Raw genomic sequence first — 15128 nt, forward strand, 5'->3', positions numbered from 1 at the left:
ATCCGAAAAGCGTCCCCGCGGGGACGCTTTTCGGTGGGATGTCAGTGAGTTCGCCTATCCTCGTCGAACATATGTTCGATCTTCGGGGAGGGTGTCATGGCGGTATCGGCTGTTCGATCGATCGAGGAACTAGAAGAAGAGATCTGCACGTTGGCTGGGCAGATCGCGGCGGGAACTGCTCGCTATCTGGCGCTTCTGGCCGAGTTCGATTCTCGTGACGGGTGGGCCGGGCCGCAGGTGAAGTCGTGCGCGCACTGGCTGTCGTGGAAGGCTGGTGTCGATCTGCACACCGCCCGTGAGCAGGTCCGCGTCGCAAAGTCGCTGACGCAACTGCCCGTGATGGCAGACGCATTCGCCTCGGGGACGCTGTCGTTCTCGAAGGTACGAGCCATGACCCGTGTGGCCACCGAGCGCACCGAACAGTCGCTGGTCGAGATCGCGCTGGTAGCGCCGGCTGCGCACCTCGAGCGGCTGTGCCGGGGTCTGAAGAAGACCGACAAACCTGAGCCCGAGGAGTCGAAGTGCGGTGGGCGATGGTGGTGGCACGAGGGTGGCGATCTGAAGGTGTCGCTGCGTCTGTCGCCCGAGGACGGTGCGCGGTTCCTGGCCGGCGTCACGCGTGCGGAGTACGAACGGCGCAGGACCGGCGACGACACGCCCGACCTGAACGCGCCCGCGCCCTCGAACGTTGCGCCTGCGGTCGTCGCCATGTCCGAGATCGTCTGTGCAGCAACGGATTCACCCGTCCACTCACCCGCAGCGGAGGTGATCGTCCATGTCGACCACAACAACCATGGGAACCTCGACAACGGGCCTGGTCTCGACGAATCCACGCTTCACCAATTACTGTGCGGCGCAACGCTTCGGCGGGTGGGCCATGGGAAACTTGGGGAGACGCTGGCGTTCGGTCGGAAGCGTCGGGCTCCGTCGCGGGCGCAGATGCGGGCCTTGCTGATACGAGACCGATGCTGCGCGGTGCCGGGATGCGGCCGCACCCGGTTCCTCCACGCGCACCACGTCGTGTTCTGGTCGAGGGGTGGTCTCACCGATCTCGACAATCTCGTCATGCTGTGCGGCGAGCACCACCGTTCACTTCACCACGGGCACTTCGCCATCAAGGCGACAGGCAATCAAACCTTCGAGTTCCGTGATCAGGACGACCGGATCATCGAGTACGCCCCGTCGATCGCGGGGTCGGCCGACGACATGGCGCAGCGCTACCGACACATCGGACCGTCGACGGTGGTGCCGGAGTGGGGAGGGGAGCCGCTGAACGAGTCCTACGCAACCGACGTGTTGCGACGAAACTGGGATCTGGAGCAGACGCGAAGAGCAGCGGCTTAACTCAAACTCGACATCGCGGCCTGGAGCAGATCCATGTAGTGCTCGATGTCCGGCATCACCGCACGGTTGGACGCAACGGAGATCGAGATGGAACTGCCGACGGATCGGACGGAGTGTGCGAGGTGCACCCCCCGCACGGTCGGTAGGACTCCGAGGCAGCCGACAACCGGGGCGCCGTTCAATTGCAACGGACCACGACCGTAGGTGACGTTGCTGATCATGGTGTTGACGAACGCTTCCGTCGCCTTCTTCGACGGTCCACGCAGCGTCTTTCCGATCGGCGGCAGGAGGACGGACGGGAGCGAGTTGAGCGGGTTCGGCGGCTGGCGGTTCTTTCCCAGCGTCGCGTCGGCGATGTACTTCTTCTCCAGGAGCGCCGAATCGTGAATGGCCTGCAGTCGGGCCACCGGGTCGGCGATGTCGGTGTGCATGCTCATCACCAGGATGGCGAGCTGATTCGCAGTGGTGGCGTCTTTCATGGTGCGGGTGTTCATGGGCATCGACATGCGGAGAGAGGCCGCCGGAGTCTCCCAGTGCTCGGCAAGGTAGGACGAGTACGCGAGGGAGATGGCGGTGAGCATGACGTCGTTGACGGTTCCGCCGTCGATGGCGGTCTTGACCTCGCGAACGCGATCCAGATCGAACCATGCGACATCCCACACCATGTCCGGTTCGAGATCGACGTTGAAGCGGGTGGCCGGGCCCTTGCGGTGAGTATCGGCGCTCAGGGCGAGTGAACCGGTCGACCCGCGGGCCGAACGCTTCATGCGTGCGGCGGTCACGAACGTCTTGGCCAACGTGCCGAAGCCGCGAGGTAGACCTCGAAGCGCAGCCAGTGCGCCGGGGACCGGGACCTGAGGCCGCGGCGGCGACGGCTGGGCGGGCTCGACAGCCAGCATGCGGGAGACCAGGTCGGACGCACCGACGCCGTCGATCGCGCTGTGGTGGAACTTGATGACGAACAGCGAACCACCGTCCGGGATGCCGTCGATGCCGTGCAGATCGACGAGGAAGTGAAGCTCCCACGCCGGCCGGGCGGTGAAGTCGAAGAAGGTGCGGGATATGTCGACGATGGTGCTGCGAACCGCCGTCGTGTCGCCGGGCGCCTGGGTGTGGACGAACACGTGGTGCGCGAGGTCGACGTCGGAATCCGAAATCCAGTAAGGGAAGTCGAGATCCAGAGGCACACGGTGCAGGCGTTTGGTGAAGATCGGATCGAGGTGCATCACCGACTCGGCGTACGCATTGGCATCGGCCTGCGTTCTCACCGCGCCGGGAACGTTTGCCGCATCGAGCACGAACGCATGCACGAGAAGTGCGGACGTATGCGTGGACTCGAAGTAGAAATTCAGCGCGTCCCGAGAAGACATCGGTTCTCCGCGAATCATGGCCGACCACCTTGTATATCGATCGATCAGAGCCCCGAAATTCCAGACTACCCGTCGATTGATTCCAATCCTGTCACCTTGTTCGGGTTTTCCGACTGTGAAACACTGTGTAATCGGCCTGACGCCCTTGTGCGCGGCCACCGACGGTAATGATCCGGAATTGCGGGACGACATCAGTCGAGAGGCGGGTTGCAGCCGTCGGACGAGACGAGGGAAAGGTTTTCAGTGCGCGACACCGATGGAACCTCCCCCGTCGACGTGGTACCCCTGACAGCTGCGCAGCGCGGCATCTGGTTCGCGCAGCAACTTGCCGGGAACGTGCCGGTCTCGATCGCTCACTACGTAGACCTGCGCGGATACATCGACGCCGACCTGCTCGAACGAACGATGAAGGCAGTCGGGGCCGAGTTCGGATCCGGCTACGTGCGCATGGCGGAGGAAGACGGTGTCCCCGCCCAGTGGGTGGACACGTCCTTGACCGACACTTTCCGGACCCGCGACTTCCGCGACGCGCACTCGCCTGTCGACGCCGCCATCGAATGGATGCGCGACGAATGCAGCTCGCCCATCGACCTGGCGACCGACCGCCTCGTGGTCACCTACCTGATCACCGTCGCCGACGATCGGTACTTCTGGTACAGCCGCATCCACCACATCGTGCTCGACGGTTTCGGCGCCATGACGATGATGCGCCGCGTGGCGGAGTACTACACCGCGCTGGTCGAGGGCCGCGAGCCCGCGCCCTCCCGCGCCGAGAACCTTCGGGCGATCTACGAGGACGACGTCGCCTACCGGGAGTCCACCCGTTTCGAGAAGGACCGAGAGCACTGGTCGGAGAAGTTCGAGACCCTGCCCGACCCGGTGTCCTTCGTCGACTCGGCGGCTCCGCTGGCGGTTCCGGCCGCGGCGGCTACCGGACCGACACCGGTTGCTGTGTCCGAACTGCTGGCCAAGCGGGTCGATTCCCTCGGATCGAGCACCGCCCCACTCGCGATAGCGGCGTTCGCGGCGTTTCTCTCCCGCATGACCGGAACCTCGCAGATCGTGCTGAGCCTCCCGGTGTCGGGCCGTACCAGTGCGGTGCTCCGTCGCTCCGGCGGCATGGTCTCGAACGTCGTCCCGCTCGTGATCGACCTCGACGCGGACGTCACGATCGCGCAGACCGTCGACCGGGTGCAGCGCGAGCTCACCGGAGCCCTCCGCCGACAGCGCTACCGCCACGAGGACATCCGCCGCGACGCGGGCGAAGCCACCAACACGCGCGGACTGTTCGGTCCGGCGGTGAACCTGATGCTGTTCGAGAACGAGATCGCCCTCGGATCGGTCAGTGGTTCGTACCACGTCCTGACCACCGGGCCCGTCGAAGATCTGGCGATCAATCTGTACCCGGCCGCGGGTGAGGGCGAGCTGCGCATCGATTTCGAAGCCAACCCGAACATGTACAGCGCGCAGGACGTCACCGATCTTCGGGATCGCTTTCTCACGTTCATGGGCCGATTCGCCGAGGTCGACATCGACTCTCCCGTGCGCGACATCGAGTTGCTCACCGCCGACGAGCGACTCGATCTCATTCCGGCGATCGGCCTGCCCGGCGTGGCGCCGCGGCGATTCGTCGACCTCATCGACATGGCCGTCGCTGCAGCGCCCGACGCCGTCGCTGTCGACACCATCGACAAGACGGTCACGTATGCCGAGCTCGACGCCGCCGTCAACCAGCTCGCGCGGGTGCTGATCGGCCACGGCGTCGGTCCCGAATCCGTTGTGGCGATTGCACTTCCGCGATCACTGGAAATGTTGGTCTCGACGTGGGCCGTCGTGAAGACCGGCGCGGCATTCCTGCCGATCGACCCGAAGTACCCGCAATCGCGTATCGAGTACCTCGTCGAGAACTCCGGTGCCTTCATCGGCCTCACCGACCGGCGGCACCGCGACCTCCTGCCGGACACGTCCGCCTGGCTCGTCGTCGATTCGGCGGAGCTGGACGAGAAGATGTCCGCCGAATCGGAGGCACCGGTCCGAGACGACGAGCGGCTCGAGGGTGTGCACATCGACACGTGCGCGTGGCTCGTCTACACCTCCGGATCCACCGGCCTGCCCAAGGGCGTGATGGTGGGCAACCGCGGTGTCGTCGGTCTCTGGCACCAGCTTCCGCTGATCATGGACATCGACCGGGACTCGCGCGTACTCGCACTGGCGTCACCGAGTTTCGACGCGTCGATCTTCGAGCAGCTCATGATGCTCAGCCGGTCTGCCACCCTGGTCATCTCACCCGTGGACGTCTTCGGCGGCGAGGACCTCGCGGACTACATGAGGGCCAAGCAGGTCACCCACTCTGTGGTCACCCCCGGCGCGCTGGCGTCCGTCGATCCTGCCGGGCTCGACCACATTCGCCACGTGGTGACCGCAGGCGAGGCCTGCCCGCCCGACCTGGTCGCGCGCTGGGCGCCGGGACGCAACATGTACAACGCGTACGGCCCCACCGAGTTCACGATGATCTCGCACATGAGCGACCCGCTCGTCGCGGGTGAGCAGATCACCATCGGTGGGCCGGTCCGCGGGGCGTCGTGCGTGGTGCTCGACCGCCGGATGCGTCCCGTTCCGGTCGGTGTCGTCGGCGAGCTCTACCTCATCGGGGGTTCGGAGGCGCGCGGATACGTCAACGCCGGCGGGGTCACCGCGGTGCGCTTCGTCCCGTGTCCCTTCGGCGAGCCGGGTCAGCGCATGTATCGCACCGGTGACCTGGTCCGGTGGACTCGGACCGGTGAGATCACATACGTCGGCCGCGCCGATTTCCAGATCAAGATCCGCGGAATTCGCGTCGAGCTCGGCGAGATCGACGCTGCCCTGAGCATGCACGACAGCGTGCGCACGTCGGTGACGATCGCGCACCGGCAATCAGCGGGCGTGCTGCTGCTGGCGTCGTACGTCCTGCTCGAAGAGGGTCGCACCATCGACCACGAGGAACTGCATCGCTTTGCGGTACAGAACCTTCCGGCGCACATGGTGCCGCAGTCGGTGATGGTTCTCGACAGTCTGCCCCTCACCGTGAACGGCAAGGTCGACCGCGCACGCCTGCCCGAGCCGGTCATCGAATCACGCGAGTTCCGCGCACCCACCATGCCCGTCGAGGAGATCGTGGCGTCGGTGTTCGTCGAACTGCTCGGCGTCGATCGCGTGGGCAGAGACGACGACTTCTTCGCCCTCGGCGGCAACTCGCTGATCGCGACCCGCGCCGTCTCGCGGCTCGGAGCCGCCCTCGGCACCACGGTCACCGTCCGCACGCTCTTCGAGGCGCCGTCGGTTGCCGCGCTCGCGGCCCGTCTGCAGGTCAACGGTGGTGGCGGTGTGCGTCGCGCCCTGACGCACCGGCCGAGCGGTGATCCGGCCCCACTCTCGTACGCGCAGCGACGGATGTGGTTCCTCAACCGGTTCGACCCGGAATCGGCGGCTTACAACATCCCCTTCGCGGTGCGGTTGATCGGCGATCTCGATGTGCCGGCGCTCCAGGTCGCGATGCTCGACGTGATCGACCGCCACGAATCGCTCCGGTCGATGTACCCGGAAACCGACCACGGTCCCGTGCAGGTGCCGATGATGGCCGAGTCCGTCGTGCCGGACCTGACTCCCGTGGACATCAACGAGAGCGATCTGCGTTCGGCCGTGTTCGACTTGGCCGCAACCACGTTCGACGTCACCGAGACCGTCCCGATCGCGTCGCGCCTGTTCCGTACGGCACCCGGGTCGCATGTCCTCGCCGTCGTGGTTCACCACATCTCGGCGGACGGTGCCTCGATGGCCCCGCTCGCGCGCGACCTGATGGCCGCGTACAGCGCTCGCATTTCCTGGTACGCCCCCACCTGGGCCCCCCTTCCGGTGCAGTACTCCGACTACGCGGTCTGGCAACGCGAGGTGCTCGGTGACGAATCCGACCCTGAATCGGTTATCGCGCAACAGGAACAGTACTGGCTCAGTGCCCTCGCGGACCTGCCGGACGAACTGCAGTTGCCTGCCGACCGTCCCCGGCCGGCGGAGCCCACACACGCCGGTGCCACGTACGACTTCCATCTCGACGCCGAACTGCACGAGCGCTTGCTCGAACTCGCCAGGCGCAACTCGTCGACCTTGTTCATGGTGATGCACTCCGTGCTCGCGGTCGTTCTGGCTCGCTACGGAAACACCGACGATGTCACGCTCGGCACCCCCATCGCCGGACGCGGGGACGCGGCGATCGACGACATGATCGGCATGTTCGTCAACACTTTGGCGCTGCGCACGCGTATCGACAGCAACCAGAACTTCACGTCGTTGCTCGAGCACGTTCGCGAGCAGGACCTGGCCGCCTTCGCGCACGCCGACGTGCCGTTCGAGCGTCTCGTCGAGGTCATCGACCCGCCGCGCTCGCGGTCCCGTCACCCCATCTTTCAGGTGATGCTCGCGTTTCAGAACCTGGAGCAGGCTCACTTCGAGCTCACCGATCTCCGTCTGGAAACCCTCGAATTCGACTTGGGTGTCGCGAAGTTCGACCTGCAGTTCACCCTCGTCGATTCGGTCTCACCGCTCGGGGCGCCCGACGGAATGTCGGCCTCGATCGGGTACGCCACCGACCTCTTCGATCACAAAACCGTTGCGGCACTGGCAGAACGGTTCCTGATCGTCGCCTCCGAGGTGACCGAGAACCCCGACAAGCCCGTCGGCGACATCGAGCTGCTCGGGTCGGTGGAGCAGTCGCGACTGGTGCGCCCGGTGCAACCCGAGGACCTCACGGACGCCTCCCGTAGCCTGCTGTCGTCGTACGACCGGCAGGTCGTCGAAACCCCCGACGCCGTTGCAGTGGTCTTCGGCGACACTGCCCTCACGTACCGGGAGTTCGATTCTCGCGCAAACAGGTTGGCGCGCGCGCTCATCGACGCGGGAGTCGGCCCGGAGAAGTTCGTCGCCACCTCGCTTCCGCGGTCGATCGACGCGGTCGTCGCGGTGTACGCCATTCTGAAGGCGGGTGGCGGGTACGTTCCGATCGATCCGGAGCAACCCGCCGAGCGCACGCAGTTCATCGTCGACACCGCGAAACCGGTCTACGTCCTGTCCGGTCCGGAGAGCTTGGACGCGCTGGACGCCGACGCGTACTCGGACGCACCCCTGACCGACGACGAACTGCGCGCTCCGGTGCGGAGCGGCAACGCCGCGTACGTCGTGTTCACCTCCGGGTCGACAGGAAAGCCGAAGGGTGTCACCGTCTCTCACGGCGCCATCACCTCGCAGATCGAGTGGTTCCACCAGGAGTACGAACTCACGGCCGACGACACCGTGCTGCTCAAGACACCGATGACGTTCGACGTCTCGTTGTGGGAACTGTTCGGTGCGCTCGCGAGCGGAGCCACCTTGGTGATCGCGGAGCCGGACGGCCACCGCGACCCGGACTACCTGGTGCGCGCCATCGAAGACCACCGCATCACGGCGGTGTCGTTCGTCCCGTCGATGTTCACTCTGTTCACCGCCCATTCCGATTCGCACACATGCGATTCGCTGCGGGTGGTCTTCCTCGCCGGCGAGGCGCTCTCACGCGCCGTCGTCGACGAGTTCCGGGCTCGGGCCGAGAACCGCATCGAGATCCACAACCTGTACGGACCCACCGAATTCTCGGTTCACGCAACCGAACACACGGTCGGCCCGGCGGGTGGTCCTGCCGTGCCCATCGGACTCCCGGTGGGAGACACCATCGCGCTGGTGCTCGATTCGCGCCTGCACGCTGTGCCCGACGGGGTCACCGGTGAGCTGTACCTGGCGGGCACGCAGATTGCGCGCGGATACAACGACAGGCCGACGCTGACGGCCGATCGGTTCGTGGCACGGCCGTCGGGGCGCGGCGAAAGAATGTATCGCACAGGCGATCTGGCACGCTGGAACTCGGACGGCGAGCTCGAGTTCGTGGGCCGCGCCGACTTCCAGGTCAAGTTGCGAGGGCTGCGAATCGAACTCGGCGAGATCGAGTCGGCGATGCTCGTGTCCGACCGCATCGCACAGGCCGTGGCCGTGGTGCGCGACGAAGTGCTGATCGCGTATGTGGTGCCGAGAGCGGGCGCCACCGTCGACACCGACACGGTGCGCGCCGACGCGGCGCGCATGCTGCCCGCATACATGGTTCCCGTCGTCGTCGTACTCGAGGCGATCCCGCTGACGGCCAGCGGCAAGATCGACCGTGCTGCCCTGCCGGATCCGGTGGGAGACCCGCGCAAGTTCCGCGAACCTCGCACGGTCGAGCAGCGCGTGGTGGCCGAAGTGTTCGCCGACCTTCTCGGTGTCGAACGAATCGGATTGGGCGACAACTTCTTCGCCCTCGGCGGCAACTCGCTGGTGGCAACGCAGGCTGCGTCGCGTATCGGTGCGGCACTCGGTGTCCGCGTTCCTCTGCGCTCGGTGTTCGACGCGCAGACCGTGGCCGATCTTGCCGCCACCCTCGACGCCGGTTCGTCGGGCGGCCGCCGTCCCCTCGTCGCCGTACCTCGACCCGACGTTCTCCCGTTGGCCCTTGCGCAGCAACGGATGTGGATCGCGAACCGGCTCGACCCGGCGTCGCCGATGTACAACCTCCCCTTGGGTCTTCGCCTGCAGGGCGACCTCGATCTGGACGCACTGCGGAACGCCGTGCGAGACGTGGTGGAGCGGCACGAGACGCTGCGCACCATCTACCCGGACGTCGACGGTGTCGGTCACCAGCAGATCCTCGACGCGGCCGACGTCGCACTCGACCTCGAGCCCGTCCCGGTCACGGAAGAATCTCTGTACGGGGCGTTCGTCGAGACAGCGTTGCAGGGCTTCGACGTCACCACCGAGGTTCCGCTGCGGGTGCGGCTGTTCAGAATCGGCCCCTCCGACCACGCCCTCGGGGTCGTGGTGCACCACATCGCTTCCGATGGTTTCTCGTTCGCTCCGCTGACGGGCGATGTGATGACCGCGTTCGCGTCGCGCGCCGGCGGAGCGCTGCCGGCCTGGCAGCCGCTGAAGTTCCAGTACGCCGACTACGCGCTCTGGCAGCGCGAGGTTCTGGGATCGTTCGAGGACCCCGACTCCCTCGCGAACCGCCAGCTCGAGTACTGGCGGCAGACGTTGGCCGCCCTGCCGGACGAGATCGACCTGCCCCGGGACCGTCCGCGGCCCGCGGTCCCGTCGCGTCGCGGCGCGTCGCTGTCGTTCGACATTTCCGCGTCGCGCTACGACAAGGTCCGGGACATCGCGCGAGAGCACCGCGCAACTCCCTTCATGGTGATGCACGCGGCCTTGGCGGTCGGGCTGTCCCGGCTCACCGGTTCGCTCGACGTCCCCATCGGTACGGCGGTTGCCGGTCGCGGCAACGCCGAGCTCGACCCGATGGTCGGCATGCTGGTCAACACCCTCGTGCTGCGCCTGACCGTCGACGAGGACGACAGCTTCGGTGACCTCGTCGACTCCGCTCGCGAAGTGGACCTGTCGGCGTTCGCCCACGCGGAGATTCCGTTCGAATCGGTGGTCGACGCGGTGACCACAGCGCGATCGTCGACCAGATCGCCCCTGTTCCAGACCGCGCTGGCGTACCAGAACACCGACCGCATGGAACTGGAGTTGCCGGGCCTGCGCGTGGCGCAGTTGGACAATCCGTTCGAGCCGGCCAACTTCGACCTGACGCTGACCATCGACGATCGGCCCGATCGCGAGAGCGACGCGGCGGTATCGGCGGTGCTGACGTACGCAGTCGATCTGTTCGACGAAGCCACCGTGCGCGGCTTCGCGAACGTGCTCGGTGCGGTCATCGTCGCCGTAACCGACGATCCGGCCGTGTCGCTGGGATCGATCGACATCGGGTCTGCTTCGCCCCGCCCCTCCGTCGCAATCGAGTCCGCGGTGTCGACGCCGTCGCTCGTGTCCCTGCTGCGCACGAGCGTCGAGGCGGACCCGTCGGCGCCGGCCTTCGTGAGCGGTGACGACGAGACCACATACGCGCGGCTCGACGCTCGGTCGAACCAGCTGGCCCGACTGCTGCTGAGGTCGGGTATCGGGACCGGCGATCTCGTCGCGGTCGAGACGGTCGATCCGCTCTTGCGTCTCGAGTCTCTGTGGGCGGTGATCAAGAGCGGTGCGGGTCTCGCATCGATGCGCTCCGATGCGGCGGTGGTGTTGTCGAGCGGGGTCGGCGCGGTCTCGAACGGACGGCGCGTGATCGACGTCGGCGACGCCGCAGTGACGGCCTCGATGGAATCGCGAGCGATCTCGGTCGGTGACCGCGAACGACCCGTCGACCAGTCGGCGCCGGCTTTCGCGCCGCAGGGAGCCGATCCGATCAGCTACGCAGACTTCGCCCGTTCCGTCACAGCGGCGTCGGCCGTGTTGGGCACCGACTACGAGTCACGTGTCTACGCCGATCCGGCCCTGGGAGCCGGGACCGCGTTGTTCGGTGCGATGGTGGCGGCGCAGGTCGGCGGCGTCGTGGTGGACGGAGGCCCGGCCGAACTCGACGACGTTCTCGCCGACAACTGGGTGACCCACGCGTTCCTGCCCGCGGCGTCCGTTCCGCAGGTCGATCCCGAGGACGCGGCCGACCTTCAGGTGGTGGTCGCCGACGACTTCGGTGGTGCCGATCTGGGAGCCGACGTGAAATCGGTGTCTTCGGCCGATCTGTTGCCGTGGGCCTCGGCGTCGCGCGACTCGCACTCCTGAATCGAGCCCGACGTCGGGAAATCGTCGACACACCATTCTGATCGATTGTTTCGATTCGTCTTTCGATTCATTGACCGAAATGTTCGCGAAACGTGCGCTTGAATGCGGCAAGAAATGCGCGGTACATTCGAAAAATGACACCTCCGACGCTTTCTGTCGTCGTCCCGGCGTACAACGAAGAAGAGACCGTTGCAGCGTGCCTCGAATCGTTGTTTGCACAGATCGACGAAATCGACGAGATCATCGTGGTCGACAACAACAGCACGGACGACACCGAGAGAATCGTCAAGGAGTACGCAGAGAAAATCGACTGCCTACGCCTGGTTCACGAGCCTGTCCAGGGGATTCTTGCTGCGCGGAGCGCCGGCTTCGGAGCGGCCACGGGCGACGTCATCGGTCGGGTCGACGCCGACTCGCTGGTACGGCCCGGGTGGGCGCGCGCAATCAAGCGGTTTCTCGAATCGGACGACAGTGGCGCATTCGGCGGTGTGACCGGAATATCCATTCCGTACGATTCGCCTTTCGGTGGTTTCAAGGAACATTTCGTCCGCGGATTGATGTCACTGAAAATGGTCGGCAACGATATGCCGATCGACAATCTTGCGGGCGCCAACATGGCCATTCGAAAGTCGACCTGGACGAAGGTGAAGGGGTCCGTCTCGACCCGCAGCGACGTCCACGAAGACGTCGACCTGGCGTTGACCATCAACGATCACGGCCTGAAGATCGCGTGGCTCGGCGACATGTGGGTGGACACGTCCCCGCGCCGACGGCTGACGCCGCCGACCGAGTTCACGAAGTACGTTCGCGCCGGTGTCGAAACGTTCGCGCTGCACGGCAAGGCCACCAGGCAGGTTCGGTACCTCGTCGCTCCCGTCACCTGGGGGATGCACGCGCTTACCTGGCTGCCGTACCGGGCCTACGACCCCGAACTGGGGCGGGTGTCGCTCCGCACGCTCGTGAGGACGAAGACCGGTGAGGTGCGAAGCTCACCGGTTCGCAGCGTCTAGACCGACTCGGCGGCGCGCCGGTACCCGCGGATGGCCGGCACCGCGAACACGATCATCAGCCCGAAGGCCCAGAACAGGGACTGAATCAGCGGCCACTGAACCGGTCCGCCGAGCGTGAGCCCCTTCATGGCGTCCACCGACACCGAGATCGGGTTGTGGGCGACGATCGGCTGCAACCACGTCGGGTATGCCTGCGTGGGTACGAAGCCCGAGTTGAAGAACATCAGCAGCGTGAACAGCATGCCGACGCCCTCCACAATGGGGAACGTCGTGGTGACGACTGCGGCCGCGCTGATGAACACCGCGAAGCCGATGCCGAACGCCAGGGGAATGCCCATCGCTGCGATGCCGGGCACGATGCCCTGGTCGAAGCGGAACCCCAGAAAGAACCCGACGACGACCATCAGGACGGTGGTCCCCAGGATGCGGACAGCTTCGGCGAGCAACCGGCCGACCAGACCCGCCGCTCGGTGGACGGGCAACGTCTGGAAGCGGGCGAGCAACCCGGCTTGGCGTTCGCGCCGCAACCCGATCGCGCTGGCGAGCGAGCCCGACATGGCGGCGACCAGCGTCATCAGCGGAACCGTGCCGAAGATGCTGTCCACCCCGGTGGCGGAGGATATCGAGTTCCCCAGCACCGTCCGCAGCATCAGCAGGAACAACACGGGGTAGACCATCGCCTGGATGATCGTGAGCGGGTCACGGGCCCACCGGCGGAGCAACCGGCCGCAGTGCATCACGCTCTGGGTGTACAGCGCGACGGGACTTCGCTCGCTGAGGTGACGCGTCGCCTGCGGAAGGGGGCGTAGATCGAGTTCGGTCATGATCGCCTCACGCTCGCCCATACGGCCAGGGGAACCAGAACGACGATGAGCCCGACGGCCCACGCCAGCGCCGGCCACAGCGTCGACGGATTGATGCCGCCGTCGGCCATGTCGCGCATTGCCTTGGAGAACAACGAGATCGGCTGGTTACGGACGAACGGGCGGATCCATTCGGGAAAGCCCGTCTCCGGGACGAACCCGGAGGACAGCATGCCGAGGATGAGCTGGGGGAGAGTTAGCGCCTGGCTGGTGGCTTCCGGGCTTCTCGACAGCGAACCGATGGCATCGCCACCCGTCGTGAGGGCTGCGCCGACCAGCAGGGCGAATCCGCAGAACACCACGGCATCGACGAATCCCGCCGTGAAGCGGAACCCGATGATCGACCCGTAGACGATCGCCGCGATCAGCGACAGCGACGCGTGTACGAAGTTCGCGGTGGCCCTCGCGAGCAGTGGCACCCAGACGACCACCGGCATCGTCTGCAGACGAGATGTCATTCCCGATTGGCCTTCGATGGCCGATCGCTGCGCCGCAGAAATGGCCGTGAATGCCATTGCCTGCAAACAGATGATGGGCATCAAGAACTGCGCGTAGTTGATCCCCTGAAATTGCATGACCAATTTCAGCGGCAGATAGAAACCGACGGTGTACACCGCGGGAGCCAGAACTGCGACGAGGAGGCCGCCGGACCGAATCATCCCACCGAGCGCTCGGCCGGACAGGCTGCTCCACTGCTTGAACGCGGTGGGGGTGGGGGCCCGATGAGACGACCGGGTACCCGCCGCGACGGCCGTCATACGGCGTCCGCTTCGGCGGCAGCCGGGCTGCTCTGCCCGGTCAGGGACAGGAAGACGTCGTCCAAGGACGGCCGGCGCAAGCCGATGTCCGAGAGCACGATGCCCGCCGCATCGAGCCGCTTGAGTGCCTCGGCGAGCACTGCGGGACCGTCGGCGGCCGGGATGGAGATGCTGTCGGCTGTGAGGTCCGACTTGGCGAAGTTCGGCGGCAGCAGGTCGGCGAGGGCACTCGCGGCGCGTGGGACGTCGGCGGGATCCCGAGGGACGATGTGGCAGTAGTTGCCGCCGGTGGTCGACTTCAGCTCGTCCGCGGTGCCCTGCGCGATCACGCGGCCGTGGTCGATCACGATGATGCTGTCGCTGAGTACGTCGGCCTCTTCGAGGTACTGAGTGGTCAGTAGCGTCGTAATGCCTTGTGTCCGAAGCGAATCCACGAGCGACCACACGGCCTTACGGCTGCGCGGGTCCAGCCCGGTCGTCGGCTCGTCGAGAAACACGACATCCGGTCGGACGACGAGCCCGCACGCGATGTCGATGCGGCGGCGCATACCGCCGGAGTAGCCGCGGACTGCGCGGTCGGCGGAATCCTCGAGATCGAAGTCGACCAGCAAGTCGTGTGCGCGGGCCCTCGCGGCCTTCTTGGTCAGCCCCATCAGACGGCCGAACAGGATGAGGTTCTCGCGCCCGGTCAAAGCGTCGTCGAGCGCCGCGTACTGGCCCGTCATCAGAATGGACCGGCGGACGGCCGACGGGTCCTCGGTCACGTCGTGACCGGAGACCACCGCGCGACCCTTGTCGGGGCGGATCAGTGTCGAGAGCACCTTGACGGTGGTGGTCTTACCGGCACCATTGGGCCCGAGTATGCCGAGAATGGAGCCGGTCGGGACACTGAAGCTGACGCCTTGCAGAGCAGCAACCGTTCCGAAGGACTTGTGTACGTCCTCCACGAGTACGGCTGTGTCGTGTGATGGCATGAGTCTCCACGGTCGCAGGGGATCTTGCTCGTTCGGTCGTACTGTCCGACGGAACAAGCAAGATGTTACGCACCGCTACATTCGTGGGGTGTGACGCGCCACG

Annotated in this window: 7 protein-coding genes; 3 read left to right on the top strand and 4 right to left on the bottom strand. The window is 66.0% G+C overall.

What is annotated here, in order from left to right:
• Positions 1-96: 96 nt before the first annotated feature.
• Positions 97-1344, top strand: a complete 1248-nt coding sequence (locus IEW02_RS04545) for an HNH endonuclease signature motif containing protein (protein ID WP_188543457.1) — start codon at positions 97-99, stop codon at positions 1342-1344.
• Here the strand turns inward: IEW02_RS04545 and IEW02_RS04550 are convergent.
• Positions 1341-2714: a wax ester/triacylglycerol synthase domain-containing protein gene (locus IEW02_RS04550; RefSeq protein WP_188543458.1), complete on the bottom strand. Its 1374-nt coding sequence runs from the start codon at positions 2712-2714 to the stop codon at positions 1341-1343. The genes IEW02_RS04545 and IEW02_RS04550 overlap by 4 nt on opposite strands.
• A 243-nt stretch (positions 2715-2957) precedes the next feature.
• On the opposite strand from IEW02_RS04550, the gene IEW02_RS04555 reads away from it, so the two are divergent.
• Positions 2958-11420: a non-ribosomal peptide synthetase gene (locus IEW02_RS04555; protein WP_188543459.1), complete on the top strand. Its 8463-nt coding sequence runs from the start codon at positions 2958-2960 to the stop codon at positions 11418-11420.
• Between the two features lie 134 nt (positions 11421-11554).
• Complete coding sequence (locus tag IEW02_RS04560) at positions 11555-12430, top strand: glycosyltransferase family 2 protein (protein WP_188543460.1); 876 nt, start codon at positions 11555-11557, stop codon at positions 12428-12430.
• Here IEW02_RS04560 and IEW02_RS04565 read toward each other — a convergent pair.
• The 3 genes from IEW02_RS04565 to IEW02_RS04575 are packed head-to-tail and all read right to left on the bottom strand — an operon-like array spanning position 12427 to position 15025.
• A complete protein-coding gene (locus tag IEW02_RS04565; RefSeq protein WP_188543461.1) occupies positions 12427-13275 on the bottom strand; it encodes an ABC transporter permease in 849 nt (282 codons plus the stop codon). The two genes, IEW02_RS04560 and IEW02_RS04565, sit on opposite strands and share 4 nt — an antisense overlap.
• Positions 13251-14051, bottom strand: a complete 801-nt coding sequence (locus tag IEW02_RS04570) for an ABC transporter permease (RefSeq protein ID WP_188543462.1) — start codon at positions 14049-14051, stop codon at positions 13251-13253. Before IEW02_RS04570 ends, IEW02_RS04565 begins: the two co-directional genes overlap by 25 nt.
• Positions 14048-15025 carry an ATP-binding cassette domain-containing protein gene (locus IEW02_RS04575; RefSeq protein ID WP_188543463.1) on the bottom strand — a complete coding sequence of 326 codons (978 nt, stop codon included), beginning with the start codon at positions 15023-15025 and terminating at the stop codon, positions 14048-14050. Before IEW02_RS04575 ends, IEW02_RS04570 begins: the two co-directional genes overlap by 4 nt.
• Positions 15026-15128 lie beyond the last annotated feature (103 nt).

The sequence above is a fragment of the Rhodococcoides trifolii genome (assembly GCF_014635345.1).
In the GTDB taxonomy this organism is placed as follows: Bacteria; Actinomycetota; Actinomycetes; order Mycobacteriales; family Mycobacteriaceae; genus Rhodococcoides; species Rhodococcoides trifolii.

Excerpts from the sequence above, each read along its gene's own strand:
- IEW02_RS04565 (WP_188543461.1), bottom strand. The coding sequence starts at position 13,275 with ATGGGCGAGCGTGAGGCGATCATGACCGAACTCGATCTACGCCCCCTT.
- IEW02_RS04570 (WP_188543462.1), bottom strand. The coding sequence starts at position 14,051 with ATGACGGCCGTCGCGGCGGGTACCCGGTCGTCTCATCGGGCCCCCACC.
- IEW02_RS04575 (WP_188543463.1), bottom strand. The coding sequence starts at position 15,025 with ATGCCATCACACGACACAGCCGTACTCGTGGAGGACGTACACAAGTCC.
- IEW02_RS04550 (WP_188543458.1), bottom strand. The coding sequence starts at position 2,714 with ATGTCTTCTCGGGACGCGCTGAATTTCTACTTCGAGTCCACGCATACG.
- IEW02_RS04560 (WP_188543460.1), top strand. The coding sequence starts at position 11,555 with ATGACACCTCCGACGCTTTCTGTCGTCGTCCCGGCGTACAACGAAGAA.
- IEW02_RS04545 (WP_188543457.1), top strand. The coding sequence starts at position 97 with ATGGCGGTATCGGCTGTTCGATCGATCGAGGAACTAGAAGAAGAGATC.